Raw genomic sequence first — 26,522 nt, forward strand, 5'->3', positions numbered from 1 at the left:
TGTAAATGATGACAACTATCAACTGGGGTCAAGTTTTAGATAGCATTCCAGAGAATGCCATTGAAGCGATCGTCAACTCTCAATTTGTGTCGGTTCTAATAGAAGCACTTGGATTCACTAAAAATGACCAGTTTCCACAGTTTCCAACAGGTCAGGGTGCTCAGAAAGTAGATTTCGCAGCGCGTAAAAATACTGAGAGTGAGAAGTTTTTGTTCTCTCCTGTCGCTCCCTACTTACTTGTTGAAGGCAAGGGACGGGCAATAGCGACAGGAGCTAAAATTAACTTAGCGGAAGGTACTCCCAAATATAACGAGTCTAGGGAACAGATTAAAAGATATCTGCTATCTCCTAAATGTCAAACGGCTCAATGGGGCATTATTACCAATGGCATTCATATCCAGTTATTTCGGAGGCATGGGAAAGTTGTAATTCCAGCAACTGCTTGCACTCTGATTAACAAAAGTAATATTAGTGCCACTGTCCAACATATCAAATCTTTGATTGACAACCCGCCCCAGGCATTGACGGTTTGTATCTATAACAATAAAGGAGGAGTGGGCAAAACGACAACAACGCTCAATTTAGCCTCAATTTTGCGAAAAGATAAAAAGAAGGTTCTAGTAGTTGATTTTGATTCACAAAGAGATTTAACTAGAACTCTTGGGCTAGACGTAGGAGCTATTACTTTATCTGACTGTCTGACTGATACAAAAGCAGATGTTAACAAAACAGTTGTTCATTTTACTCACATTGACAAGCCAGGAAAAATCATACATTTTTTTGACGTGATTCCATCAAGTGAGGACATGGAAGACTTTACAGATCAGCGTCTAGCTGAATCAAAAATTCAAAAAGGTGCAAAAAGATTGCGAGATATCCTTAAACCTTTTGTTTTTAAATATGATTACATATTGATTGATTGCCCTACCCAATGGTTATTTTTCAGCCAAAGCAGTGTTTATGCCTCTGATGTTGTTCTCATCCCTACCAAGCATAATGGATTAGCCTCACTACACAATGCAGCTAGGGTGATTACGCAGTTTATTCCTGAAATTAAAAAAGTAAGAGCAGATGGTGGGCCAATTGCCCTACCAATCTTTTTCAATGGAGAGAAGCTCACAGATCCTGCCCTTCAGACAGCCAATCAGGAAATTGGAAAAATAATTGATCAAGCTAAAAAAGATGGTTTTGATCTGCTACCATATTATTGGCCTAAATCTACAAGTGGAAAAGATATTAAAACTATCTTCAGTATTCCCAGTTATGCTAGTGTTGCTAATGCTGCCTTCTCTCACATTCCCGCTGTCTTTCTCAACAAGATCGCTTTAGAACACTATTCGGGTCTAATTAAGGAGTATTTCTTAGAATGAGTAAGTATGATGACATCGGTAAGCTGATGCACCTGCCATTAGCTGATATTGAACCAGGAGAACCCTGCTCTGAATCAGAGTTTATCATCACCGCCGCAGCCGAGGCAGTTCTGCAAGCTGGCGGACACAATTGGATTCCTGTGATTGTTAAAGAAACAGGTGATTATCAATATCAAGTAGTCAGCAATTCGTTTATTTATGCAGTCGCTCAACAAGCTGAACTAGAGCGAGTCTGGTGCATAATCATTGAGCCAGAATCTAAAAACATTGAGCAAGCTAAAATTCTGGCAAGGGAAACAATACCAAAAGTTAACTTGAACACAGCATCAAGAGATACTATTCTCGCTGCACTTAGATATTTGGTTGCAGAACCAGGAAGTGCATTGAAGGGATTGGATGTTATTGTAGCAGCTAATCGCATTTCAGCAGCCAATCGGGAAACCTGGTCAAACTTTAACCCTATTATCAGCTTAAAATGTGCCATTACTAAGGGTAAAAAGTTGGATGCACTTGCCAAAGTCTTCTTTCTCTCGCCTGCTCCAGTTGCACCGCCACCGCCAGCACCTGAAATAGTCAGTGTGAAACGTGCATCAAGAGATGAAATTTTCGATCGCCTCAATTACTTATCCACTAATAAAATAGGAGGCTTTGAAAATATCGATGCCGAAAAAACAGCCGATGCTATCTTCACCGCGAATAAAGGCAAGTGGAAAAGCCTAACTCCAATTTCCAAACTTGAATGCGGCATTGATACAGCAAAAATGAAAATCATTAAAACGCTATTTAGCCTGTAAAACTAGGTTCAATCGGGTGGCTAATTCATCCGATCGCCCTTCCAGAACAAAGTTTCGCCCTATAAGTTGCTCTAACGCAAAGATGTGCGAAAATGTCAACCGGACTCTCAGACCAAAAGTCCGTAAAAGACAGTTCAACGCTCTCTCACACATTGTTCATGCGTACACACAAAACATTCTTTTTGTCAAGCCTGTTCGCGATCGGCTTAACAATTAGTTTTCTGCTGATTCCCGGCTGGTTCTCAAACCTCCCAAACCGGGCTAACGCCACACTTCCGCCGCAAACCGCCGAATTTCGGGCTTTCTGGGTGGACGCATTCAATCCAGGTTTCAAAACGCCTCAAGAAGTCACCAAGTTGATTGCAGACGCACAGCGGGCCAATGCAAACGCGATCGTCGCCCAAGTCCGCCGCCGGGGCGATGCTTTTTACACCAGCGCGATCGAACCCCGCACCACCGATCCCAACGTTCCCCCCGGTTTCGATCCCCTCCAAGATTTGATTGACAAAGCCCACGCCGCAGGCATTGAAATCTACGCTTGGATGGTGACGCTGCCGGTGGTTTCTGGCGGCAAACTTCCCGCCGGTCATGTTTGGCAACAACACGGATCTTCAGTCGCAGGCAGAGATAATTGGGCGATGTTGACTTCCAGGGGGGAATCGCCCGGTTTCCTCGATCCCGGCCATCCAGACGCTTTAGATTATACAGTTTCCGTCTATTTGGACTTGCTGAAGCGCTACGATGTAGACGGCGTGCAGTTGGATTACATCCGCTACGGCGGCCCGAATTGGGGCTACAATCCTACTTCGATCGCCCGTTTCAACCAGCAAAACGGTCGATCGGGCAAACCCGCACCTACAGATCCCGCCTGGATGCAGTGGCGGCGCGAACAAGTGACAAATTTAGTGCGGAAGCTATACGTAGAAGCCCTGGCGATTAAACCGCGCGTGAAAATTACTGCGGCGACAATCGCCTGGGGAGACGGCCCGAAAAGCGATCGCGACTGGATGCAAACGCAACCTTACAAAGAAGTTTTGCAAGATTGGCGCGCTTGGCTGGAAGAAGGTATTCTCGACATGGCGATGCCGATGACTTACCAGCGCGAATACAAGCGATCGCAAAAACTCGCCTATGACAACTGGATCGAGTACGCCAAAAACCACCAGTACAACCGCCAAATTGCGATCGGCCCCGGCAATTATCTCAATTACATCGAAGACACCCTCTCGCAAGTCCGTCGCGCCGAAGCCTCCTCAGCCCTTGGGAATCACGTTGCGGGTACTGTGCTGTATTCCTACGCTAGCAGCAACCTGTACACCAACGTCGAACTGCGATCGGGCGGCAACAGCAGAGATTTACCCCGCCAGCCTTGGAAATACCTGCCGAAAAGCAACGATCTATTTTACACCGCCCTCTCGCAGCCGAGTCAATACGTTGACGGCGCTACGGGCAGAACAATTCAAACTCAGCCGGTGTGGGCCATGCCGGCAGCGGTTCCCGATATGCCTTGGAAGTCGCGGCCTACTGCTGGGGCGATCGCCGGAAATTTGCAGCAGTGCGAACGAACTTGCGACGGTGCGAGTTTGACTTTGCAGGCGATCGATGCTAGCAGCAAGGTGCGGCAACTGCGTGCCGATGGTAAAGGATGGTTTGGGGCGATCGAGCTTTCGCCCGGTTCATATCAGTTGAAAGTTGACGGAAGTCAGGTTCAACAAACAGTTGATGTTGTCGCCGGTGAAGTTACAAAAGTTAATTTCGCCAGTTTGTAGTTTGTGGGGTTCCCAGCGCATACCTTACTAATTTTTTGATTGATTGCAGATATGTAGGTTGGGCAGAGTGAAACGCAAGTTCATTCTTGGACTCAACCTACATTTTTTTTATTAACCGCAGAGGGCGCAGAGGGCGCAGAGGGAGATCGGAGAGAGGCAAGGGTTTAATCAGTTACGGGGCAATTCTTAGGTCGGTGAGTGAAGTAGGATTTACTCAGAAGTGTTAAAATTAAATTATCCTGGATTGAAGTGCGCTATTGTCGGTGAAGCTATGTTAATCACAGAAGCCCCTTTCACGCTCCGCAAATGGACGGTTAAAGAATATCAAAAACTCGGAGAAATCGGGTTTTTTCACCCAGAGGAACGAGTTGAATTAATTTCAGGAAATATTCTCAAAATGAGTGCCAAAGGAACTGCCCACACTTCTGCCACTAGACGCACTGCGACGCTTCTGCGCGATATTCTCGAAAACCTGGCTGCTGTCTATACTCAAGATCCGATCGCCCTCGATGACAATTCCGAACCAGAACCTGATATCGCCGTAGTCAGAATCGATCCCTTGGACTACGCTACTCACCATCCGACTCCTTCAGAAGTATATCTAATTATCGAAGTGGCAGACACCAGCTTGGCTTACGATCGCGAAATTAAGGCCAAAATCTACGCGCGATCGGGAATTGCGGATTATTGGATATTAAATGTAAATGAGCGACAACTTCATGTTTTTCGAGAACCGACTGAAGACGGGTATCAAAGCGAAATAATTTTGGGGGAAAGCGCGAGTATTTCACCGCTGCAATTTCCTGCTTTTAATATCGCAATTCAGCAAATGTTGCCGCCAATTATACTCAATTAAAAAGCTTACTGATTTTTTTTATTAACCGCAGAGGGCGCAGACGGCGCAGAGAGGGAAGAGGAAGACAAGTATTTAATCTGTAGCTGTGAACCAGGGGTTTAAACCCCTGGCGGACTGCCGAACTGGCGACATATTTACTGGGGAGATATTTCAGGAATGAAGTCCTTACTACAAACTTAATCGCTTTCTAGAATTCCCGCCAGCAAAGCTTGCTGAGCGTGCATCCGATTTTCTGCTTGCTCCCAAACGCGCGATCGCGAACCTTCAATCACCGCATCCGTAATCTCTTCATCCCGGTGTGCCGGCAAACAGTGCAGTACAATTGCATTGCGATCGGCAAACTCCAGCAATCGCTCATTTACCTGATAAGGCTCAAACAAGGGAATCCTGATCTTAGCTTCTTCTTCCTGTCCCATACTCGCCCAAACATCAGTATAAATTACTTGAGCATTCTTAGCCGCCGCTTCCGCATCAGAAGTTACTGTAACTTCTGTTTTTCCATTAGCAATTGCCTTAGCCTTTGCCACAATTTCAGGATTAGGACGAAAATCTTCAGGACAAGCAATTCTGACATTCATTCCCGTCATAGCACAGCCCAACATCAGGGAATTAGCCATGTTGTTGCCGTCGCCAAAATAAGTTAATGTCACTCCTTCCAGCCTGCCAAAACACTCTTTAACTGTCATTAAATCCGCCAACACTTGACAGGGGTGTTCATCATCTGTCAGCGCATTAATTACAGGAATTTTGGCATAATTTGCAAAAGTTACTAAATCCTTTTGCTCGAAAGTCCGAATCGCCAAAATGTCTAAATATCGGTCTAAAACTCTGGCTGTATCGACTAAAGGTTCGCCGCGGCTGACTTGCGTAACGTTCGGATTGAGGTCAACAACTTGCCCTCCCAACTTGTACATTGCCACCGTAAAACTCACCCGCGTTCGGGTTGAAGCTTTAGAAAATAACAAGCCGAGAACTTTAGTGCGTTTCAGCTTGACCATTCCCGATTTTAAACTGGCTGCTAGATCCAGCACATAATTTAATTCGTCAATACTTAAATCTGCCAGACTTAATAAATCTCGCCCTTTTAATGAATCCATACTTTCCCCATACACAAATTTCTAGCTGTGTCTTAAATCTAAGCCCGCTTGCGTCGGGTTTTGTTTCTGTTACCGCTGTTTTACTCCGCCCAAAAACGGAGATCTATCCACGACGCTTGTACGTGGATAGATCGAAATTTTAGACTTTTGTTCCAGATCTCAGATCCATCTGTGGAGTAAATCTAAAATCTAAAATCTAAAATCTAAAATTGACTGTGGATCTGGTTTATGCGGGTAATTGTTCGATCGCGCGATCGATCCAATCGCAACCTTGCTCCACCGTTTCTACCACCGCCAACACGCCCCGCAATTCCCCAGCGCCTGGGAAACCTTTAGCATACCAGGTTAAGTGCTTGCGCGCTTGAGACACACCGCTTTGACCTTTATATTCCCACAAAGCCCGCAGGTGTTCCTTAGCACATTCGAGTCGTTCAATTGGTGTCGGAGGTATCTTTTCCACACCAGTTTTCAAGAAATGATCGACTTCTCCCACCAAAAAAGGATAGCCCAAAGTCCCCCGCGAACACATCACTCCGTCAGCGCCAGTTTCTTGAAGACAGCGCACCGCAGCTTCCACTGAAAAAATATCCCCGTTACCAATTACAGGAATCGATAAAACTTCCTTAACGCGGCGAATCCATTCCCATTTTGCCGGGCCGGTGTAACCTTGCGATCGAGTGCGACCGTGCACAGTAATCATTTTTGCTCCCGCATCTTCCATCCTCCGAGCAAATTCCAAAATATTAATTTCTTGGTCAGTCCAACCGATGCGAGTTTTAACAGTCACAGGAACATCTACAGCTTCCACCACCGCCCGCACAATTGCCTCGGCCGTTTCCGGATCTCGCAGCAGCGAAGAACCGCCACCGTTTTTAGTAATTTTGTTCACCGGACAGCCCATGTTAATATCAACAGTATCCGCTCCTTCTGCTACGGCTTTCTGCGCCGCTTCTGCCAAGAAATTCGGCCGACAGTCAAATAATTGAATGCTAATCGGGCGTTCGTTTGGATCAATTTCCATAATTTTTGGCAATTGCTTCACGTAGTGCAAACCCGTAGCGTTGACCATTTCGGTGTACATCATCGAATCCGGGGCGTAGCGGCGCACCAAACGGCGAAATACTAAATCAGTAACACCTGATAAGGGCGATTGCAGGACGCGGCTTTTTACTTCCAAATCGCCTATTTTGAGCGGAGTTGCTAATCTTTCTTTTAATTCTGGAGATAAAGTAAGCATAGTCGATCGCACTTTAATTCTAATATCTGTATATTCTACTACAACTAAGATATTTTTTCAGTTATTAGCCAAATCTTGAGCCGAAGATTGAGCGATATCATTTTCACTAGATTATCCCAAATAACCAAGGAAGGTTCGTAGTGCGGACTTAAGTCAGCTCTCAAGTTGCGTACTCTTGTAGGCGCGCTAACAGTTTTTGTAATGGTAATCGACCAGACATGACATCCTATCATTGGCAGCAAATCACTTGTGCTACTGTCATTACAAAACCAAGTGAAGCAATCGCTCTTGCTTGAGATTAGTTTTCTCAGCAGCCACACAGTTTTGCAATCGCGGGTATGGAGGCGGACATTAGGACAGCGAAAAGAATACTTAACCAGACTGCAATATCTATTTTACTGCGGGCGATCGCTCGAATTCGAGTATTGTCAAACCAGAACCCAAAGCCTAACCCAGACAACACTTAAATCTATTTGCGGCTATCGCTTGACTTTATATCTATCTATGGGGTTTAGCCATCAATGGGCGATCGACCTACCAAAAATGCCGTCCAAGTCATATTTTTATTGTTGAATTCTGCCGAACCCAGCCTTTTGCCTTCCTAGGACAAATGCTTAAATTTTATTGGGATTCTGCAAAAACTATACATAACATCGTTTTAAACTACAATTGGTTGATTCCCGACGACGATCGAACATTATAAAAATTTTAGAGAATTCTATGGACGCCAAAGCACTCTGGCAACGCTACCAAGACTGGCTTTACTATCACTCTGGATTGGGACTTTATCTCGATATCAGCCGCATGGGATTTGACGACGCTTTCGTAACAGCACTCAAACCCAAATTTGACAAAGCTTTCCAAGACATGGCAGCTTTGGAATCAGGTGCGATCGCCAATCCCGACGAACACCGCATGGTGGGTCACTACTGGCTCCGAAACCCCGATTTGGCTCCCACTCCAGAATTAAAACAACAAATAATTGAAGAAATTGCACAAGTCGAAGAATTTGTCAAGAAAGTTCAAAACCGCGAAATCAAACCGCCCTTTGCTCCGCAATTTACCGACATAATCTCGATCGGCATCGGCGGTTCCGCCCTCGGCCCCCAATTTGTCTCCGAAGCCCTATCCCCAGACATCCCGCCCCTAGCAATTCATTTTATCGACAACACAGATCCTGCAGGGATCGATCGCATCCTCAACAAAATCAAAGACAAACTCAGTAGCACCCTAGTAATTACCATATCCAAATCCGGCGGCACCCCCGAACCCCGCAACGGCACCATCGAAGTTCAAAAAGCCTTCGCCGCCGAAAAACTAGACTTCGCCAAACAAGCAATTGCCATCACCGGCACAGACAGCAAACTAGACAAATTAGCAAAATCCCAAGGCTGGATTGCCACCTTCCCCATGTCAGACTGGGTGGGAGGACGCACCTCAGAACTCTCAACAGTAGGACTTTTGCCCGCAGCTTTGCAAAACATCGACATTCGGGCCATGCTAGACGGCGCTAAAGTCATGGACGAAGCTACCAGAATTCCCGAAATTAAAAATAATCCCGCCGCCCTTTTAGCGATGAGTTGGTATTTTGCCTGCAACGGACGCGGCGAAAAAGATATGGTAGTTTTGCCATACAAAGATTCCCTGCTATTATTCAGCCGCTATTTGCAGCAATTAGTCATGGAATCGATCGGCAAAGAAAAAGATTTAGAAGGCAACACAGTTCATCAAGGAATCGCAGTTTACGGCAACAAAGGCAGCACCGACCAACACGCCTACGTCCAGCAACTGCGCGAAGGCGTGCCGAACTTCTTCCTCACATTTATCGAAGTATTGCAAGACAGGCAAGGCATTTCCCCAGAAGTAGAAACAGGTGTTACTTCCGGAGATTATTTGTCTGGTTTGTTGCAGGGAACTCGACAAGCTTTGCACGAAAATCACCGAGATTCAATTACTGTCACAATTCCCCAAGTCAACCCTCGGACAGTAGGAGCATTAATCGCCCTCTACGAAAGAGCAGTAGGTTTTTATGGTTCCTTGGTGAATGTCAACGCCTATCACCAACCGGGCGTGGAAGCAGGCAAAAAAGCTGCCGCTGCTGTATTGGATTTGCAAAAACAGGTACTGCAAGTGCTCAAAGACGCTCATGCACCTCTGTCTGTAGCAGAAATAGCCAAACAAGCCGGAAAACCAGAGCAAATCGAGACAATTTACAAAATTCTGCGACATTTGGCAGCCAACGGGCGCGGCGTAGCTTTGGAGGGGAAATTAGCGCAACCTGCTACTTTAACCGCAAGTTATAAAGAAAATTAAACAGTAGAATTAAGAATTAAAAGTGAGTAATTTCACTTTTAATTTTTCATGTTTAATTTTTAATGTCTCCCCATGCCCCTGACGATTCTGGTTGCTGACGACGATTTCGCGACTCGCCTGTCGATTACCGATTATCTGGAAATTAACGGATACTCTGTAATTCCTGCTGAGAACGGCAAAGAAGCTTTAGGGTTGGTACAGGAATTTCAGCCCCACTTGATTGTCACCGACATTACAATGCCCGAAATGGATGGCTACGAATTTGTGCGGCGAGTTCGGATTCGTCCCGCTTTTCGTTTACTACCGGTGATTTTTTTGACCGAACGCACGAGCACTGAGGAACGGATTCGCGGCTATCAGATGGGGTGCGACAATTTTCTGGCTAAGCCTTTTGAACTACAGGTGTTGGGGGTAGTGATTCGCTCTTTGCTCGATCGCTACGCTCTCATTGCTCAGGCATCTTCTCGTTCGGAATCAGAATCTACGTCAACAGAGGCACGTCACAGAGCCACCAACCACCCTGAATCCGATTTTTCAACTAAAAAGTCAGAAACTGGCGATGGCTATTCTCCCCGCCCAAATTCTCCGAATTTAACGCAACGAGAGCAACAAGTGCTAGATTTGCTGACAGAAGGTCTTTCTAATATTCAAATTGGCGATCGGCTGCACCTCAGTCCCCGCACCATCGAAAAGCACGTCAGCAGCTTGTTCAGAAAAACTGAAAGCAGCAACCGAACAGAACTCGTTCGCTTTGCGATGGAACACCATTTAGTCAGTAATTGGTAATTGGGAATTCGGAATTGGTAATTGGGAATTGGTCAAACAGGGCATTGGCCCGCGCAGGGCATTGTTAATTGTAATTGTTAATTGTTAATTGTTCCTGACTGATAACATACTGCAACAAACCCTCCGAAGCGTCCATCAGCAAATCAATTACCCGATCGAATCCATCCGGGCCGCCGTAGTAAGGATCTGGCACTTCTTTCAGGTCGTATTTCTGGCAAAAATCGCACATCAACCGCACTTTATCTTGATATTTTCCCGCGTTGTCGAGAGCAAGAATATTCTGATAATTATCCCGATCCATCGCCAGAATCAAATCAAAATTTTCAAAATCTTTCCTTTGAAATTGACGGGCTGCGCCTAACAATTCAATTCCTTGCTTCCTCGCAGCCAATGTCATGCGGCTGTCAGGGGCGCTACCAATGTGATAGCCGCCTGTTCCGGCGGAATCGCAGGTGATACGATCGCCCAAACCTGCTTTTTTGATTAAATGATTCATGATATTTTCTGCTGAGGGCGATCGGCAGATGTTTCCGAGGCAGACAAATAGTAATTTAGTCATTAGTTATTAGTTATTGGTTATTAGTTATTGGTTATTGGTTATTGGTTATTGGTTATTGGTTATTAGTTATTAGTTATTGTCATTAGTTATTGGTCATTAGTCATTAGTCATTAGGAAGAAGGTTTTTTTCATCTTTTTCCCAAAGTTTCCTACTTCATAGAAATTAACCAGTCATTAGCTATCAAGTCGTTATACCAATTTCATAAAGTAGCCCTAGATATTACCCCCCAACCCCCCGATGCTTTGGGGGGCTAGGACTTCATCAGCACATCTCTAGAAAAATGGTATTACTCAACATAAATCACTAATGACTGATGACTAATGACTGATGACTACTGACTACTGTCAACTGCCAACTGCCAACTGACCAAGGGCTTAGAAACCGGGGAGATTCAGTCCGCCGGTCAGTTCTTCCATTTTCTCCCGCATCGTAGCCGTAGACTTAGTGTAAGCATCCTGCATCGCCACGGTGACGAGTTCAGAAACCACATCAGCACCTTCACCGAGGGCATCCGGTGCAATTTCGACCCGGCGGGGTTCTTGGTTGCCGCTGAGAAAAACTTTGACCAAGCCGCCGCCGGCAGTTCCCTCAATTTCCATTACATCCAACTCTTCTTGAAGCTTTTTAGCTCCTTCTTGAACTTGCTGAGCTTTTTTGAAAGCTTCAGTCAGTTCTTTCATTTTGCCCAGGCCGAAGCCAAATCCTTGTCCTGATTTTGTCATAATTACTTTGTGATGGTGTGTGGGCTGGCAGTTTGCCGCTTTCGTATTACTTCAATGATGCCTTAGAAAGGGAACTCTCCCAGTATTCTAACTTCTGGCTCCAACAACAGCGACCACCGCTGCTCGACTTGCTGTTGAACGTGGCGGATCACTTGAAAAATATCATTGGCCGTTGCTGACCCGCAGTTAAGAATAAAATTAGCATGGCGCTGAGCTACTTGTGCGCCACCGATCTGATATCCCTTCAGTCCCGCTTGTTCGATGAACCAACCTGCCGTCTTGGGCCCGGGGTTACGGAAGACTGAGCCACAGCTCGGTAAGTGGTAAGGTTGAGTTGTCCGCCGCTGGCTGAAATTTTCATTAGTGACGGCCATTACTTGCGATCGGTCGAATCCCGGCTGCAACTGAAAAGTCGCTTCTGTTACCAGGCGATCGCCCCCTTGCAGCACCGAAGTCCGGTAGCGGTACTCCAACTCTTGGGGAGTCAAAATTTCCACCTTACCGGAGGGGGATAGCAGGCGAGCCTTGACCAGAATATCAGCAGTACAGCCCCTGTGAGCGCCTGCATTCATCACCACAGCCCCTCCCACGGTGCCCGGTATACCGACAGCCCATTCTAGACCTTTCCAGCCCCGTTTAGCCGCCAACCAAGCAAGGCGGGGAATTGACTCCCCCGCCCCGGCCGTAACTTGACCTGCTTCTGCATTGAAATGCACTTGCTTGAGGTAGCGAGTGGCGACGACCAAACCGGACAAACCCCGATCGCTCACCAACAGATTAGAACCCGCACCCAACAGAGTCACCGGCACCCCTTCATCCTGTGCCCAGGCAAAACTTGCTTGCAAAGCCTCCATGCTGCGGGGAGCGACGTACCACTGGGCAGGGCCGCCGACTCGAAAAGAAGTCTGGCCAGCAAGCGAAACTTGGGAGTTAATCTGACAGTCAGTTCCCCGCAAAGAAATAGGAGAATACACTCGCCGATAGTCCTTAACAGAGGAGTCATTCGAGATTGTCACCATCTTGAAAATCCTTAAAAATACCTTCGCTCGAAGACGTGGTTGAAAATTCATTTATCGGTGGCCGGGCAGCCATTTTGAGCGAGTCGCCCTCATCGAGCAGTGTCGGTAAAACCTGCACCGCCTTGGATGTCGATCGACTCGCAGACGCGGGCTAATTTGGGCGCGAAGCTTCTTGATAAAAAGCCATCACCTCTGGAATAATCTGATTCAGATTACCAGCACCCAAAAACAGAGCCAAATCCCCCGGTTGCAGATTTTCGGTTAAAAACTTACTTACCGACTCCAAGGAAGGCGCAAACACAACCTCTGGGCCTGCTTTAGCAATCAAATCAGCAACCTGCTGCCCGCTAATTTTTCCTAAATTCGGTTCCCCAGCACTATAAATATCGCAAGCCACAACCAAATCTGCATCCCCAAAAGATTGAGCAAATTCTGGCAAAAATGTCAGAGTTCGGCTGTAACGGTGCGGTTGAAAAATAGCAACCACTCTTCGGGATTTCTGATTTTTTTCGCTACCTTCGATACGCAAGCGAGCCGCCGCCAAGGTGACGAGAATTTCGCTCGGGTGGTGGGCGTAGTCGTCCACAAACAAGATGTCATTGTGAAAACCCCGCACCTCAAAACGGCGGCGAGCACCTTCAAAGCCGGAAATCGCTTTGGCGATCGCCGAAAACTCCAACCCCAACAATCGACCCACTGCTACCGCCGCTAGTGCATTGCTGAGATTGTGTGTCCCCAGCAACTTCAACTCCATTTCCCCCAGGAAAGCTCCTCGCTCCCAAATACCAGCCTTGGTGCTTTCGGCACCGTACTCCACTCCCGAAACCGTGTAGTCAGCACCGCTGTCCGGATTCAAACTGTAGGTGACATTGGGGGCGAGGCAGTCTTTGACGATTTTGTCGTCAATGCAGCCCACCAAGGTTTGACAGTTTTGGGCAAACACCTTAAATATGTCTATCACCTGGTCGAGAGTCTCGTAATGGTCTGGATGATCCAGTTCCACATTTGTCACTATGCCAATTTTTGCTACCAGCTTGACAAGAGAACCGTCGGATTCATCAGCCTCGGCAACTAAGTAGGGGCCTTGGCCGACACGGGCATTGCCTTCCCAAGCATTTACCTCGCCTCCTACTACGATCGTCGGGTCTAGACCCGCAGCCATCAGCATGAAGCCGATTAAGCTGCTAGTAGTAGTTTTGCCGTGAGTCCCTGCTACAGCTATGCTTTGGTAATCTTTAATTAAGGCGGCCAACACATCCGATCGATGAAAAATCGGACAGCCCAAATCTAGAGCTGCTCGATATTCGGCATTTGCAGGGTGAATTGCCGTCGAACATACTACTTGAGGCAATCCCCCATTTGCTGGGGCGTCCAAACCGTTGCCGTTCAATTTGAGAGCTTTGGCTGTCGCGACGGAAGTCCCTACCGCACCAGCGACCGAGGATACTATATTTTCGGGTGTCCCGCGATCGGAACTGCTACCGTTGATAGCCGTTTGAAAAACTTCAAAATTGCTGGCGTCTTGACGCCAAAAAATGTGAGCTCCCATTTCTTGCAAGCGCTCGGTGATGTGACTCGATTTAATATCGGAGCCGTACACGGGCAACTTGCGTTTAGCTAGAATGTAGGCAATGGCTGACATCCCAATTCCACCAATGCCGATGAAATGAAATGGTCTACCGCTGAAATCAACAGAACTCGGCATCTTCGCTCCTCACACACCACGCCACGCCAATAACACGCGATATCATCAAAAAAATGGTTAGAAACCCCGTCCCTTCGGCAAGCTTAGGGCAAGCTTTATAGGACGGCTTTATATTCCCTTTCGGGAAGGAGGAGTATGGTTGCTCCTCTGTGGAGATATGGTTGTCTCCAAAACTCCCTTGCGGGGTAAAGTTAGCTTGTCGGCAAATGTTTTCTGAGCTTTTTAGACTTGCAGCACTGTTTCTGTTACCTGGAAACGATTTAACTGCAAATGACACTCTCAGGGGATTTCGCACTCTCCAGGGTGTCGTGACTCAAAAAACCTAGACCAAGGGAAGTATACGGCCCGTCAGGACAGCTCGTAAGAATCTTACAAGCCTCATGCCGTCAGGGCTGAGGTTCCTGACATCAAGAATTGTTTTTTTCAGGATACAGTTCGCTAGACATTTTTGTACACAATTCTCTGCGCTTCCCTAAATTTCGGGATTTGTAGAGAGGTTTGTCTTGTATCCTATTTGACTTAGTACCGAGTAGTTTTCCGGAACAGTCACAAAAGAGAAAATTGCAAATCAGAGAGAATGGGGTTTGGGCCAGGATCGGCTGACTAATTTTGGGCGGTTGCACAGTCCTGCATTCTTTCTATTTCTATCCGCCTGCTGTGCTGGGATACGACAGCAAAAGTCCCACAATCTTTTTACGAAGATTGAGGGTCAAACCCATCAGGATTTACAAACACTACCACGTATGGCAGAACTTCGCTCATTTTTTAGTCTTCGATCTGTTGCTGCGTTCAACTGTTGACTGTTGACCGATCGCGCTTTTGAGATTTTCTGCGAGGGAAATTAATTTTTCCGTTCTCCTTACAAGGGGCTGGCTTTAAACCAATTTTTTCTGCTAAGTATACTAAGTATAAATTTCAGAAAGATGAGGTACTATGTGGCATAGGGCATAGGGCATAGGGTATAGGGCATAGGGCATAGGGCATAGGGCATAGGGCATAGGGCATAGGGCATAGGGCATAGGGCATAGGGCATGAGGCTCTCCTCACTTTTTTGATAACTGCTATACCCTTTTGGCAAAACTCAATCTGACATGATGTTGCCCAGACTGAGCTATAGTAGATTTCTCACTTTGTTTACAGACAAAAGTAATGCTGGTGTCTGGGATCAAACTTAAGTCCGCACTACGAACTAATTCGCGATCGGACTATATAACTGGTCAAAGCCTACAAAAATAAAATTTCGGTAAAGTCTGTATTAATCCTAATTTTTGGGAAATATGGAAAAAGTAGCTATTTTGGGGGGGACTTTTGACCCGGTTCATTGCGGGCATTTGTCGATCGCCCAGACGGCGGTGAGTCAATTTGGGATCGATCGAGTCATTTGGGCCATCGATCGCACCCCTCGTCACAAGTCGCACAGTGTTTTGGCAAGTTTTGACCAACGGCGGGAAATGGTGGCTCTGGCAACTGCCCGGCGGTCGGATTTTGGACTTTTACCAGTGGATACCAATCCCTCTGGAACTTCTGCTATTGACACTTTGTTATATTTGCAAAAAATCTATCCGGGCGATCGGTGGTACTGGATTATTGGTAGCGACGCGCTCCAAACTCTCCCCAAATGGCACCGGTGCAGCGAAATTGGCGGGTTGTGCGACTGGTTGGTGGCCCCGCGTCAGAAAAATCGGGATCGAGAAAAAAGCGGGGAAATTTGCTCCTTTGAGCGGGGGGATAGTTTGTGGGATGCAGCCATTGATGCGGATGACAAAATGCAGGATCGGACAAAAGCTGTTTGCTGTAAAGTTGCTCAACAGATGGCTCTGGTGAATGTGGAAATTCGCTGGGAGGTGCTTTCCATGCGTGCGATCGAGATTTCGTCGAGCCACATCCGCCGCTTGGGTGCCGAAAATCGCGATCTCAGTTACTTAGTCCCGGAAGCTGTACGGACTTATATTGCGACTCAGAACCTTTACCAGTAACCAGGGGTAGAAAGCCCTCTCCCTTCAGCTTTTTTCCCATTTCTGCCTTCTAGAAAAGTTCGGGTTTTTTTGATAAACACAAAAAGAGTTAGAAAGGATCGAGCTTTGCGATATGATCTGGTGTCATCAGAAAGGTGGGTGGAAACCCCGTCGTTTTAGGACGGCTTTATATTAAACTATAGTGTGGTCAATGACCCACCCGCGACGATGGATTCAGACAGCCTAACTAGCGAAGTCCAGTGCAACTGGCGGCGCAGACAAATCGGTAGACCGGGAAAAGAGGATAGGGCAATGGTAAACATCCCTGGAATCAAAACAACAGATAAGAATTCCTTTTAGGTATTCGACGCATAAAAACCGCTCTTGCTAGCGGGGTTAGTCTGTGGAGCGAACATAAGACCAGAAAACTCCTTGTGGGTGGAGGCAGTTGTGATGAAGCAGAAACTCAAATCGTGAGGTTTGGGAATCACCGTGGATGAGAACCCGGTGAGGATGTCAAAAGTCAATTCTTAAATTTTGAAAAAATTTAAGCCTGAGCTAAGGGCTGCAATCGTTAGGAGGTAATAAGGTGATTAGAGTCGCGATCAATGGTTTTGGACGTATTGGGCGCAGTTTTGCGCGCTGCTGGCTGGGCAGAGAAGATAGCCAGCTTGAGCTGGTAGCAATTAATGACACTTCCGATCCCAAAACTAATGCCCACTTGCTGAGATACGATTCCATGATGGGAACGTTGAAGGGTGTGGACATCAGTACGGATGAAAATTCGATTATTCTCAATGGCAAGACAGTTAAATGCGTGAGCGATCGTAATCCGCTCAACCTGCCTTGGAAAGATTGGGGTATTGATCTGATTATTGAAGCAACCGGTGTCTTCGTTGATCAAGCGGGTGCATCGAAGCATATCACAGCCGGCGCAAAAAAAGTGCTGATTACTGCTCCGGGTAAAGGGCCAGAAGTAGGGACTTATGTGATGGGAGTCAACCACCACAACTACAAGCACAATGACTACACAGTCATCAGCAATGCTAGCTGTACCACTAACTGTCTAGCTCCCGTACTGAAAGTGCTTAACGATAATTTTGGCATCATCAAAGGCATGATGACCACTACCCACAGCTATACTGGCGACCAGCGCTTGTTGGATGCCAGCCACCGCGACTTGCGGCGGGCGCGGGCGGCAGCGATGAATATTGTGCCGACTTCTACCGGAGCTGCTCAAGCTGTGGCTTTGGTGATTCCAGAGTTGAAGGGTAAGTTAAATGGCATCGCCATGCGCGTGCCGACTCCCAACGTGTCGGTAGTTGATTTTGTGGCTCAGGTAGAGAAAAAGACTTTTACCGAGCAGGTAAATCAAGTTTTCAAAGAAGCAGCCGAAGGCTCGATGAAGGGGATTTTGGAATACAACGATTTGCCTTTGGTTTCTTGCGACTATCGCGGAAATGATGCTTCTTCAATCCTAGATTCCAGTTTGACGCTGGTGATGGATGGCGACATGGTGAAGGTGTTGTCTTGGTACGACAATGAGTGGGGCTACAGTCAGCGGGTTGTTGACTTGGCTGAATTGGTCGCCGAACGCTGGGAAGGTTAGAATCCTGACTTCTTTCCGGCAGTCGGGCAGGGGTTGAAACCCCTGCCTCAAGGCTAAAGTCTCTTAAGAGGACTCAGAAGAAGATTTTTAAACTTACTTTTCGGGTATGTGAGGTACATAGCAGAGGTAGGGACACGGCAATGCCGTGTCCCTACGGGGATATTGAACGTACCTCATAAACCTGCAATCTGCTGTATTAGTCTTCTTAAAAGGACTCAGAAGAAGACTTTTAAACTCATTAGTCCTCATAGCGAGGACTTTAGCTATTAGACTAGACAGGGAATTCATTCCCTGGCGGACTACGGAGTGGCGGACAGTCAGCTTAAGTTGTCACCAATGAACTCTGCCTGGAAATGACTTAACTGTCTTGAACTCTTAGTCTGCGGAGGCAGACTTCGTTTGTTTAGGAGCGGTTTCAACCGCCGAATCATCAAGTTAAATAATTTATATGAAAAAAGCGTTAATTTGTGGTATATCCGGTCAAGATGGAGCTTATTTAGCGAAACTGCTTTTGGAGAAAGGTTATGAAGTTTGTGGCACCTCTAGGGATGCCCAAATGTCGAGTTTCCGAAACCTTGCCAGTTTAGGAATCCGAGACAGAGTAAAACTAGAATCCATGTCTCTCAACGATTTTCGCAGTGTCTTGCAAGTCCTAGCAAAAATTGGGCCCGACGAAGTGTACAATCTAGCAGGTCAAAGTTCCGTCGGTCTGTCTTTTGAGCAACCCGTAGAAACTCTCGAAAGCATTGCTACAGGCACGTTAAATCTGTTAGAAGCAATTCGGTTTACCGGTGGCAAAATTAAACTTTACAATGCCAGTTCCAGTGAATGTTTTGGGGATACCGGAGGCATTGCAGCGGATGAAAATACGCCCTTTCGCCCCAGAAGTCCCTATGCGGTGGCGAAAGCAGCGGCATTTTGGGAAGTAGCGAATTATCGGGAAGCGTACAATTTGTTTGCCTGTTCTGGTATCTTGTTCAATCACGAGTCGCCACTGCGGCCGGAGAGGTTCGTCACCCAAAAGATTGTATCTGTTGTGTGCCGAATTGCGGCAGGCAGTTCCGAAAAACTGCATTTGGGAAATATTTCAGTGCAGCGGGACTGGGGCTGGGCCCCGGAATATGTGGAGGCGATGTATTTGATGTTGCAGCAGGATGAACCGGACGATTATGTAATTGCTACCGGTGCGAGTTATCCTTTGGAAGAGTTCGTACAGACAGCGTTTGTTTCTGCGGGTTTGGATTGGCAGGAACATTTGGTAACGGATGCTAGTCTCTACAGGCTGACGGAGATTGCTGTTGGGAGGGGAAATCCGGATAAGGCGAAGGAAAAATTGGGATGGGAGGCAAAATATAAAATGCCTGATGTGGTGCGGATGATGGTGGAAGCGAGGCAGATTTGAGGGGAAATTATCAGGTGAAAATATGGAGGCAGAATATACGACAGCTAAGGAGTGGTATAAGGCTAATCGCCGAGAGTTGAAGAAATATCGGGTCAGTGGATAGCTTATACTAACCGAGGGGTGATTAGTTGCGATCGGGATTATCGAAAGATGAAGGACGGGATTCCGACTGATACACCTAAATTGGGTTATTTGCTCGATCGTATACATGAAAGCGAGTTTATTGAACCAGTCAGGTTTTATCCTGTCAGGATGAGGTCTTTGAAATCTCACGATTGGCAGCCAAGATATGAATTGCATATAAAAGTTCTGAACTCGGAAAATGTTCAAATACTGGATCGATATAATTTAAGCTAATTTTAGCGCTCGCACGAGCATCATGCTCTACGGTAATACACTAAGTTAGGTTTTGAGTCAATGACATGGAGTAGTACGATCAACATTTCCAGTATATTTGATGGTTGCTGCTGGTAAAGAACTTATTTATTATAGGTAAAAAATTATTCCCTAAGCTAGAGTACCTAGCGCTTCGCACAAATCCCGGGTCTATAATAACTGGTTTTGTGGGAATATCCTCAGAACTAAAAAAAATTATAACAGACTTTTTGGTTGTCACCCTGTGAGCTAGCCTAATCGATTTTAACTACCACTGTAGACAAAATTGAGAGTTAAAATGCTATCTGAATATGTTATCGTATCACAAATACTAATTAGCAGGTTTAGAATGAAATGGGTATACTAAGAATGGGAATGCCAACAGAGCTAGTAAGCAGACTCCAACAAGCTTACAACATACAACTGTTGGTCGAGACAGGCACTTATCATGGCAACACAGCACTTTGGGCAGCAGATCATTTTAAAACTGTTATAACCATAGAAGCATCTCCAGAAATATATGCACAAGCAGTTGCCACACACAGCCAGGTTAAAAACGTAAAATTTTTATACGGCCATTCAAAAGATCAACTAGCCACTCTTGTACCATCAATGAATGAACCTTGTATCTTTTGGCTAGATGGTCACTGGTGTGGAGGTGTCAGCTACGGCGAGGATGATGAATGCCCGCTTCTTGAAGAACTTCTAATTATTAACAACTCGACTCACGACCACTTTATACTTATTGATGATGCCAGACTATTTCTCAACCCTCCCCCTCCTCCTCACCGTTCTGAACAGTGGCCAAATATAAAGGCTATCTTCAATTTATTAGCAGCACAGAAGAGCAGATACACAACTGTATTTGAAGACGTTATAATTTCAGTTCCTGAATCTGCCAAGTCAGTAGTTGCTGAATATTTACTATCGTCAACTTAGCTTTTAATCGCAATTTTTCGAAACATAGACTTAGTGCAAGATGAGGTTGATAAAATTTAGTAAAAATATAAACCTCATTTCGCTAATCTTACTGCATTCTAACAGCCTCTGCTAAAGGATAACTATCCCACGGCAAGAACGGAATTAATTTTTCACGTTTGCGACAAGGACGGTAAAACAACTTACCCTCTTTATTAAGTAAACAGGTAACAAAGGAAAAAGAACTATTGGAAATCGCTACCATCTCGCACTGACTCAACAAATAAAAATCAGGATAAAAACTAGCTGGTGGCAAATCTATACCTAGTTCTTTTACTGTTACTGGTTGAAATTCGGCAAAATCATCGATAACTTCCTCTAGTGAATCACTAGCGACAAATAAAACAGGTTGCTCAATATTTTCCCATATATCTCTCAGCCAGTCTTTGTACCATTCAGTAGGGGCTGGATAATAATACAGGTTTTCGTCAAGAGAGAAATCCTTAATATCGCCACGCCGTAAGTGTATGCCTATCAGTGTCTTTCCTCTGGAATTCAAATTTTCCAAAGCAACTTTCATTGTTGCTTCAACTTCCTGAATGGGCTTAAACAGAGATCGAAAATACTCCTTGTGGGGAGCATAGAAAGTAGTCCTGTACTGAAAGAAACCCCAAAAATCAACATTTTTACATGGATCTTTTTGATACGGTATCTGTGCTGGCACAATGGGATGTCTTTCTTCAACAATCGGTAATTGTCTGGAAATTATTGGATCATTGTGGCCGAAAAGATACTGCCCAATCCACTCAGGGGTTTCTACTCGTAGATTATGTTGCTTGGCATAGATTTTCAAAAACGCATACTGAAATATCTGATTGCCGAATTGGCCATTTATACCAAGGGTAGACATGGTAATTAAAGGCTTTTTCACATAACAAGCATCTCCCCAAGTAGGGTTATAAGGTGTCGTAGTTGCCCTCCTTTCAAAACCATAGGCTTCTAAAAAGTCGTCAATCTGGTCAATTAAGGCGCATCCTTCATACAGTTCTTCATAATTAACTTCTGTATTAATTACTTCAATATATTTCAACAAGTTAGTTGCACCTTGGAAAGCCAGAAGCTCTGCACCTTGAATATCAATGTTTAATATATTAAAATCTGAAGCCTGTAGCTGCATTTCTTCTAAGAGGGTATCAAGGGTTTTGGCTTCTACTGTTAATTTGTGAGTTACTTGGATGGTGGGGTATATATCTCCATGAACCTTCAACGGTAAAATGGAGCTACTCATCTCATTGTTGGTGACAATCAACTCGACTGTGCCATTTTGATTGCTGATTGCACAATTTACTACTTGCACCTCCAACATTCCAGCCATTCGTTTTTTGAGTCTTTCTGCTACATCAGGGTTAGCCTCAATAAACAATACTCGCTTGATCCCCATTTCTTGGTATGTTTTCAACTCCCCACCTTCGTGCGCTCCCACATGAATAACTCCCCCAGGAACAATTGAATGATCCCTGCAAAGTTGAGGAACATCGATCATCTGTTCTGGTGGTTCACCTAAAACCGCTGAGCGGAATCTTTCATTTACTGCTAAGAAATTACTGAACTGAAAATCTTCATAATTAGGAGAAAAACTAGGTAAGTATTCTAACTGTTCTGGCAAAATTTTAAAAATTGAATAACGATATTGCGACAGCAAATCAAAAATTTGCTTTAAGGTTGTACCAGCATCAAGGTATGTACCGCCGTACTCAAACTGAATATAATCTATTCTCCCTGATTTCAATAATTCTTTTGCCCCAGACAATACATCTAGTTCCGCTCCTTCTACATCTATCTTCAAAAAGTTAACCCTCTTGATTCCCAATCTGTTGCAGTAACCGTCAATGCTAGTTGCCAGCACATCCACACTTTGGGGTGGTTGAAGACCGCAGGTACTTTCAACATGAAAGCCTCGACGGTACATTGTACTCCACTGAGGTGAATCGGGATAATAACAAATTTTAGTAACTCCGTCTGTTTTAGAAACAGCACAGTTATTGGGGATCAGTTTTCTAAAAAGATTTTTTGAGGTAATATTTTTAATTAGTTCCTGATAAATTTTGGGCACTGCTTCAAAAATGTGTACCTCTACATCAGGAACAACATTTAAAACTTCTTCTGTCCACCCTCCGACATTAGCACCAATATCAAAAACTGTCTCACCTGAGTTGATAAATCTTTTAATGACGTTGAATTCCCCAGTTTCATTAAATATAGTCACATTAACCTCTTGCTCAACAGCAGTATCTTTTTCTAAATATGTCTTGGTATCTACAAGGTATGGTTGGTCTACTTTTTCAAAATAATCATTAGGTAAACATAAAATATCCGGGATTTTTTTGTTTACATCTGCTTCTTGTAACTCTAAAGTTATTGGATTGTAACAAGAGTAACCTAAACTATGAATGCTCTGAAATAAATCATCAGTTTGTTCTTGATTAAAATTTACAAACCATTCTACAAACAAAGCTGGTTTTGCAACATCAATAATCGGCTTGAGAGTTTTAATAACTTCCTTGTCATAACCTTCACAATCGATTTTAATAAAACTCAGTCTCTTTAGTATGTTGTCATACTCTTGACCAAACTGAGCCTGTAAAAAAGTCGCTAAATTAACTCCTTTAACTGGAATCACCCTAACATTAGGATTGGTGGTATTCCACCCAAACAAGTCATCATAGCCACCATTACAACACTCAGAATCGCCATAGGTAAATTCGTATGTACCCTCTTTTTCCATAATGGCTAGATCGAAAATTTCAATGTTTAGGGAATTTCTGTTAAGGTACTGGTTGAATTTGAGGATTTCATAAACGTAAGGATTTGGTTCAAAAGCCAGAACCCTTCCAGTGGAACCAGTAAGAAGAGCCATAGGTAATGCAGTATCCCCAGAGTGAGCGCCAATGTCTATTGCAATCGTTCCTGGTAGGATATATTGACCCCATCTTACTGTTTTGAGGCAATATAAAGCAGATGCTGCCCAATCTCGACTTATTTCGTTGGGGTGATTCCACTCTGCATAAATGAATTGACCATAGTTAGTGTGAGTATCTTTAACTTCAATTTTTTCAATTTTTCTTATTGAGGGTTTTTGCTGATAAGCTTCAACATCTTTCTGTAAATCAGTTTGATAGATTAAATTCAGTTCTATAAAGTTGACAGCAAAGAATAGACCTGTAGCCCAGAAACGAATTTCTAAATCTTGAACGTTAACATCTATAAAAAATTCATGTTCGGCTTGATGATTATTGTAAACATTCTCCTGGTATATCACCAGACCTTTACTCACTGCCACATCAAACTTAAACCAAATTTTTCCAGAATTGCTACCTTCTGGGTTCCCACTATAATCTGAGTTTTCCAGGTACAACTTAACTCGATATAAACCAGCAGGCAAGCTGATATAAGGCCCATAGCAAATTTGCCCATTATTTCCTGTCTGGCTAACTAGCTGTTGACCAGCTTGTGCTTGAAGAAGCTGTCCAGAAATTAAAGTATAATCTTCTGGGTTGATTCTGAAAGTCTTTATCCCATCCAAGTTGCTTAAAAAACATTTCTTGCTGGTGAATTCTGGGTAAATCTCTACTAGCTGTCGCCATTGTGCAATGGCTTCTAGGAGATTCCCCCTTTCTGCCAAACTCTCACAAACTTTGAGCAGATTTTGAAGACTCTTTTCTAGTTGAACTTTTACTTTTATGGCTTCATTCTTAAGAAGGTTTAGTTGAGTCTCAACTTGTTTAAAATCTCCACCAATTTTAGCCATCAGTCCTGTTTGTCTAGGCTGAAGAAAGTGTCTATACTTGAGGATATTTTTAATTAAAAATTCCGGCACATCTTTACCCTCTATGTCTCGGACATCGAAATAAAACTCACCTGATGATTCCATCTCCAAGCTGGGTCTACATACGTCATACTTAATTTTTTGAATACCTCTTGCTTGTGAATCATCTCCTTCTTTATGTGCAAAACTTTGCAATTTGTACCGACGGGATAATTCGGAACCAAACCAACTAAATGACCAGCCACCTTTAACGATGTAGGGATGTTCAAAACACTGGCTGCTATTGATATAACCAGAACGCTTGTAACCAGGATCGCTCATGTCTAACCCTGTGTTGATTTTGTCTGAATACCTTACTTGAGTGTAAGTTCTCACTTTAAAATCTTTATACTTGCAAGCAACTGTTCCACACCACCACTCACTTGCGATGTTATTTAAATGACCGTGATACAAATCTTGAACAAATATGACAAATTCATTATTTTTAAGTAATTCAATAGCTTCACTCAGCGCTTCCTTTCGGGGAATTTCATCACAGTCATTGACAAGGATAATATCCTCATCTTTGCAATCAAGAGAATCTAATACTCTACTTATACAGTTCTTTTGGTGAACGTCAAGAGGCCATGCTTGGAGATGAACAGGTTGACTGTAGTCAATTTCAGGCATATCATCAACAACATAGTGAATGATTTTATCCTGATACTGAGCAAACTCATGGCTAAATTCTTGGTAATAAAGAGGCTTGGGGTTGCCACTAAAGGTTGTTGTAGCTTCTACTAAAATAAACTTATCTACAACATCCTTGAGTTCTTCTATCCGAATTCTGAGAACATCTAATTCATTGAAAAACGCAAAACAGTCATAAATGCGAGGCCGCTTTTGATTAGCTTGCATATTATTGGGATTTAGCTTGAAAGCCTTGTAGTAACAGAGGCTGGCCTCAGTTGTGTTTCCTTGAGGTGCCAGTGCTTCTCCTAAGTTATAGTAAGATTCGTCTGAGTTGGGACTCAGTTCAAGAGCATGACGCAAAGTATCGATCGCGCCTTCTAAATCCCCCTGTTTAATTAATAATTCCCCTAAGCGGTAATAAGCTTGCACATCATCTGGATTTAACTCAGTAAGGCAGCGATAAGGAGCGATCGCCTCTTCCCACTGCTCTTGTTTCACCAATGCCTTCCCTAACTGCAAGCAAACTTCCAAGTTATCTGGCTGTATCTGTAAGAGCTTGCGGTATGCTTGCAAATCATCTGGATTTAGCTCTATGGCGCGGCGATAAGAAGCGATCGCCCCTTCCAAATCCAACTGAGTGCGCTGTTGCAGCACTTCCCCCAGTCTATACTGAATCCAATCTGCATCTGGTTCAAGTTCACTGGCACGGCGGTAAGCAGCGATCGCCTCATCTAGCTGACCCAGTTTTGCTAAACTATGCCCTAACCCACAGTAAGTCCCGAAATGTTCGGCATTGAGTTCAATGGCCCTGCGAAAAGCAACAACCGCTTCCTCCCACTGTTGCTGTCGATCTAAAGCATCCCCCAAGTGATGATAAGACCATGAGAAATCTGGGTTGAGTTCTATGGCGCGGCGGTAAGCTGCGATCGCTTTCTCGAATTGACCAAGTTTTGCTAGAGCTTCCCCTAAATTGTGGTGAGACCAAGAGTGGTCAGGATTTTGCTCAATGGCACGGTGGTAGGCGGCGATCGCCCCTTCCAGATTCCCTTCCCCTAAAAGTAGAGCGCCCTCGTCCAAATAATCAACCGCTGTTTTTTTGGCTTCCATCTTGAGTTACTGTCGATCGTGCTAAGCTGATGAGCAAATTCAGCTTACACTAAGTTGTGTACTTTTGACAAGATGTAACCTTAATGACCTGACCTTAGTGTAAACTGTGGTTGCATCCCGAACTCTTGAGAGGCGATGTACTTAATGTTTCAGGACGAACAGCCAGACGGTTGGGCAAGTGCAACGGGTGAAAATCATCATGCGTTGTCAGAAATTATGGCGACATTGCTTGATGCCTGATTAAATTTGCAGGAACATATAGCTATCGACGCCAGTCTTAATATACTCAGGGAAATTGCTGTAATATAAGCTGCGCTTAATGATCATTTATGCGAAAATTGGGTTGACGTGCAGATGAGTCAAATGGAATCATTGTCAGGATCACTTAAGTCAATTTACACAAGTCTCAAAGCCGACTAAATTTAATCTA

17 protein-coding genes are annotated in these 26,522 nt (G+C 44.7%); 10 read left to right on the forward strand and 7 right to left on the reverse strand.

Annotation, left to right across the window (positions count from 1 at the left end; translation table 11 throughout):
• Nucleotides 1-5: 5 nt before the first annotated feature.
• From QUA97_RS02975 to QUA97_RS02990, 4 genes are all read left to right on the forward strand, one after another.
• Nucleotides 6-1,370: an AAA family ATPase gene (locus tag QUA97_RS02975; RefSeq protein ID WP_333192903.1), complete on the forward strand. Its 1,365-nt coding sequence runs from the start codon at nucleotides 6-8 to the stop codon at nucleotides 1,368-1,370.
• Nucleotides 1,367-2,164, forward strand: a complete 798-nt coding sequence (locus QUA97_RS02980; RefSeq protein ID WP_333192906.1) for a Rho termination factor — start codon at nucleotides 1,367-1,369, stop codon at nucleotides 2,162-2,164. Before QUA97_RS02975 ends, QUA97_RS02980 begins: the two co-directional genes overlap by 4 nt.
• Before the next feature lie 158 nt (nucleotides 2,165-2,322).
• Nucleotides 2,323-3,933 (forward strand): family 10 glycosylhydrolase, encoded by a 1,611-nt coding sequence (locus QUA97_RS02985; RefSeq protein ID WP_333192908.1) that lies wholly within the window; start codon nucleotides 2,323-2,325, stop codon nucleotides 3,931-3,933.
• Between the two features lie 220 nt (nucleotides 3,934-4,153).
• Nucleotides 4,154-4,789, forward strand: a complete 636-nt coding sequence (locus QUA97_RS02990) for a Uma2 family endonuclease (RefSeq protein WP_333192911.1) — start codon at nucleotides 4,154-4,156, stop codon at nucleotides 4,787-4,789.
• Between the two features lie 176 nt (nucleotides 4,790-4,965).
• Here QUA97_RS02990 and argF read toward each other — a convergent pair whose 3' ends face one another.
• A complete protein-coding gene (gene argF, locus QUA97_RS02995) occupies nucleotides 4,966-5,886 on the reverse strand; it encodes an ornithine carbamoyltransferase (RefSeq protein ID WP_333192913.1) in 921 nt (306 codons plus the stop codon).
• A 226-nt stretch (nucleotides 5,887-6,112) separates the two neighbouring features.
• Nucleotides 6,113-7,123: a tRNA dihydrouridine synthase DusB gene (gene dusB, locus QUA97_RS03000; RefSeq protein ID WP_194070042.1), complete on the reverse strand. Its 1,011-nt coding sequence runs from the start codon at nucleotides 7,121-7,123 to the stop codon at nucleotides 6,113-6,115.
• A gap of 720 nt (nucleotides 7,124-7,843) precedes the next feature.
• On the opposite strand from dusB, the gene QUA97_RS03005 reads away from it, so the two are divergent.
• Together QUA97_RS03005 and QUA97_RS03010 are read left to right on the forward strand one after the other, a co-directional pair.
• Nucleotides 7,844-9,436: a glucose-6-phosphate isomerase gene (locus tag QUA97_RS03005; protein WP_333192918.1), complete on the forward strand. Its 1,593-nt coding sequence runs from the start codon at nucleotides 7,844-7,846 to the stop codon at nucleotides 9,434-9,436.
• A gap of 72 nt (nucleotides 9,437-9,508) precedes the next feature.
• On the forward strand, nucleotides 9,509-10,222 hold the full coding sequence (locus tag QUA97_RS03010; protein WP_194070038.1) for a response regulator transcription factor: 714 nt from the start codon (nucleotides 9,509-9,511) through the stop codon (nucleotides 10,220-10,222).
• A gap of 64 nt (nucleotides 10,223-10,286) precedes the next feature.
• Here the strand turns inward: QUA97_RS03010 and QUA97_RS03015 are convergent, their stop codons facing one another.
• The 4 genes from QUA97_RS03015 to murC form a co-directional block, all read right to left on the reverse strand.
• Nucleotides 10,287-10,781 (reverse strand): low molecular weight protein-tyrosine-phosphatase, encoded by a 495-nt coding sequence (locus QUA97_RS03015; RefSeq protein WP_194070036.1) that lies wholly within the window; start codon nucleotides 10,779-10,781, stop codon nucleotides 10,287-10,289.
• A 375-nt stretch (nucleotides 10,782-11,156) separates the two neighbouring features.
• Nucleotides 11,157-11,504, reverse strand: a complete 348-nt coding sequence (locus tag QUA97_RS03020; protein ID WP_194009747.1) for a YbaB/EbfC family nucleoid-associated protein — start codon at nucleotides 11,502-11,504, stop codon at nucleotides 11,157-11,159.
• A gap of 62 nt (nucleotides 11,505-11,566) precedes the next feature.
• Nucleotides 11,567-12,523 carry a UDP-N-acetylmuramate dehydrogenase gene (gene murB / locus QUA97_RS03025; protein WP_333091630.1) on the reverse strand — a complete coding sequence of 319 codons (957 nt, stop codon included), beginning with the start codon at nucleotides 12,521-12,523 and terminating at the stop codon, nucleotides 11,567-11,569.
• A gap of 151 nt (nucleotides 12,524-12,674) precedes the next feature.
• Nucleotides 12,675-14,228, reverse strand: coding sequence for a UDP-N-acetylmuramate--L-alanine ligase (gene murC / locus QUA97_RS03030; RefSeq protein ID WP_333091632.1), 1,554 nt, complete (start codon nucleotides 14,226-14,228; stop codon nucleotides 12,675-12,677).
• A gap of 1,277 nt (nucleotides 14,229-15,505) precedes the next feature.
• Between murC and nadD the strand changes: the two genes are divergently transcribed.
• From nadD to QUA97_RS03050, 4 genes are all read left to right on the forward strand, one after another.
• Nucleotides 15,506-16,204 carry a nicotinate (nicotinamide) nucleotide adenylyltransferase gene (nadD, locus tag QUA97_RS03035; protein WP_194070215.1) on the forward strand — a complete coding sequence of 233 codons (699 nt, stop codon included), beginning with the start codon at nucleotides 15,506-15,508 and terminating at the stop codon, nucleotides 16,202-16,204.
• 568 nt (nucleotides 16,205-16,772) lie between these two features.
• Nucleotides 16,773-17,792 (forward strand): type I glyceraldehyde-3-phosphate dehydrogenase, encoded by a 1,020-nt coding sequence (locus QUA97_RS03040; protein WP_333116790.1) that lies wholly within the window; start codon nucleotides 16,773-16,775, stop codon nucleotides 17,790-17,792.
• Between the two features lie 448 nt (nucleotides 17,793-18,240).
• Nucleotides 18,241-19,194, forward strand: a complete 954-nt coding sequence (locus tag QUA97_RS03045; RefSeq protein ID WP_333192925.1) for a GDP-mannose 4,6-dehydratase — start codon at nucleotides 18,241-18,243, stop codon at nucleotides 19,192-19,194.
• A 750-nt stretch (nucleotides 19,195-19,944) separates the two neighbouring features.
• Nucleotides 19,945-20,508 (forward strand): hypothetical protein, encoded by a 564-nt coding sequence (locus tag QUA97_RS03050; RefSeq protein ID WP_333116786.1) that lies wholly within the window; start codon nucleotides 19,945-19,947, stop codon nucleotides 20,506-20,508.
• Nucleotides 20,509-20,596: 88 nt separating this feature from the next.
• Here QUA97_RS03050 and QUA97_RS03055 read toward each other — a convergent pair whose 3' ends face one another.
• Nucleotides 20,597-26,092 carry an FkbM family methyltransferase gene (locus tag QUA97_RS03055; RefSeq protein WP_333192927.1) on the reverse strand — a complete coding sequence of 1,832 codons (5,496 nt, stop codon included), beginning with the start codon at nucleotides 26,090-26,092 and terminating at the stop codon, nucleotides 20,597-20,599.
• Nucleotides 26,093-26,522 lie beyond the last annotated feature (430 nt).

This window comes from Microcoleus sp. CZ3-B2, assembly GCF_036705055.1.
In the GTDB taxonomy this organism is placed as follows: Bacteria; Cyanobacteriota; Cyanobacteriia; order Cyanobacteriales; family Microcoleaceae; genus Microcoleus.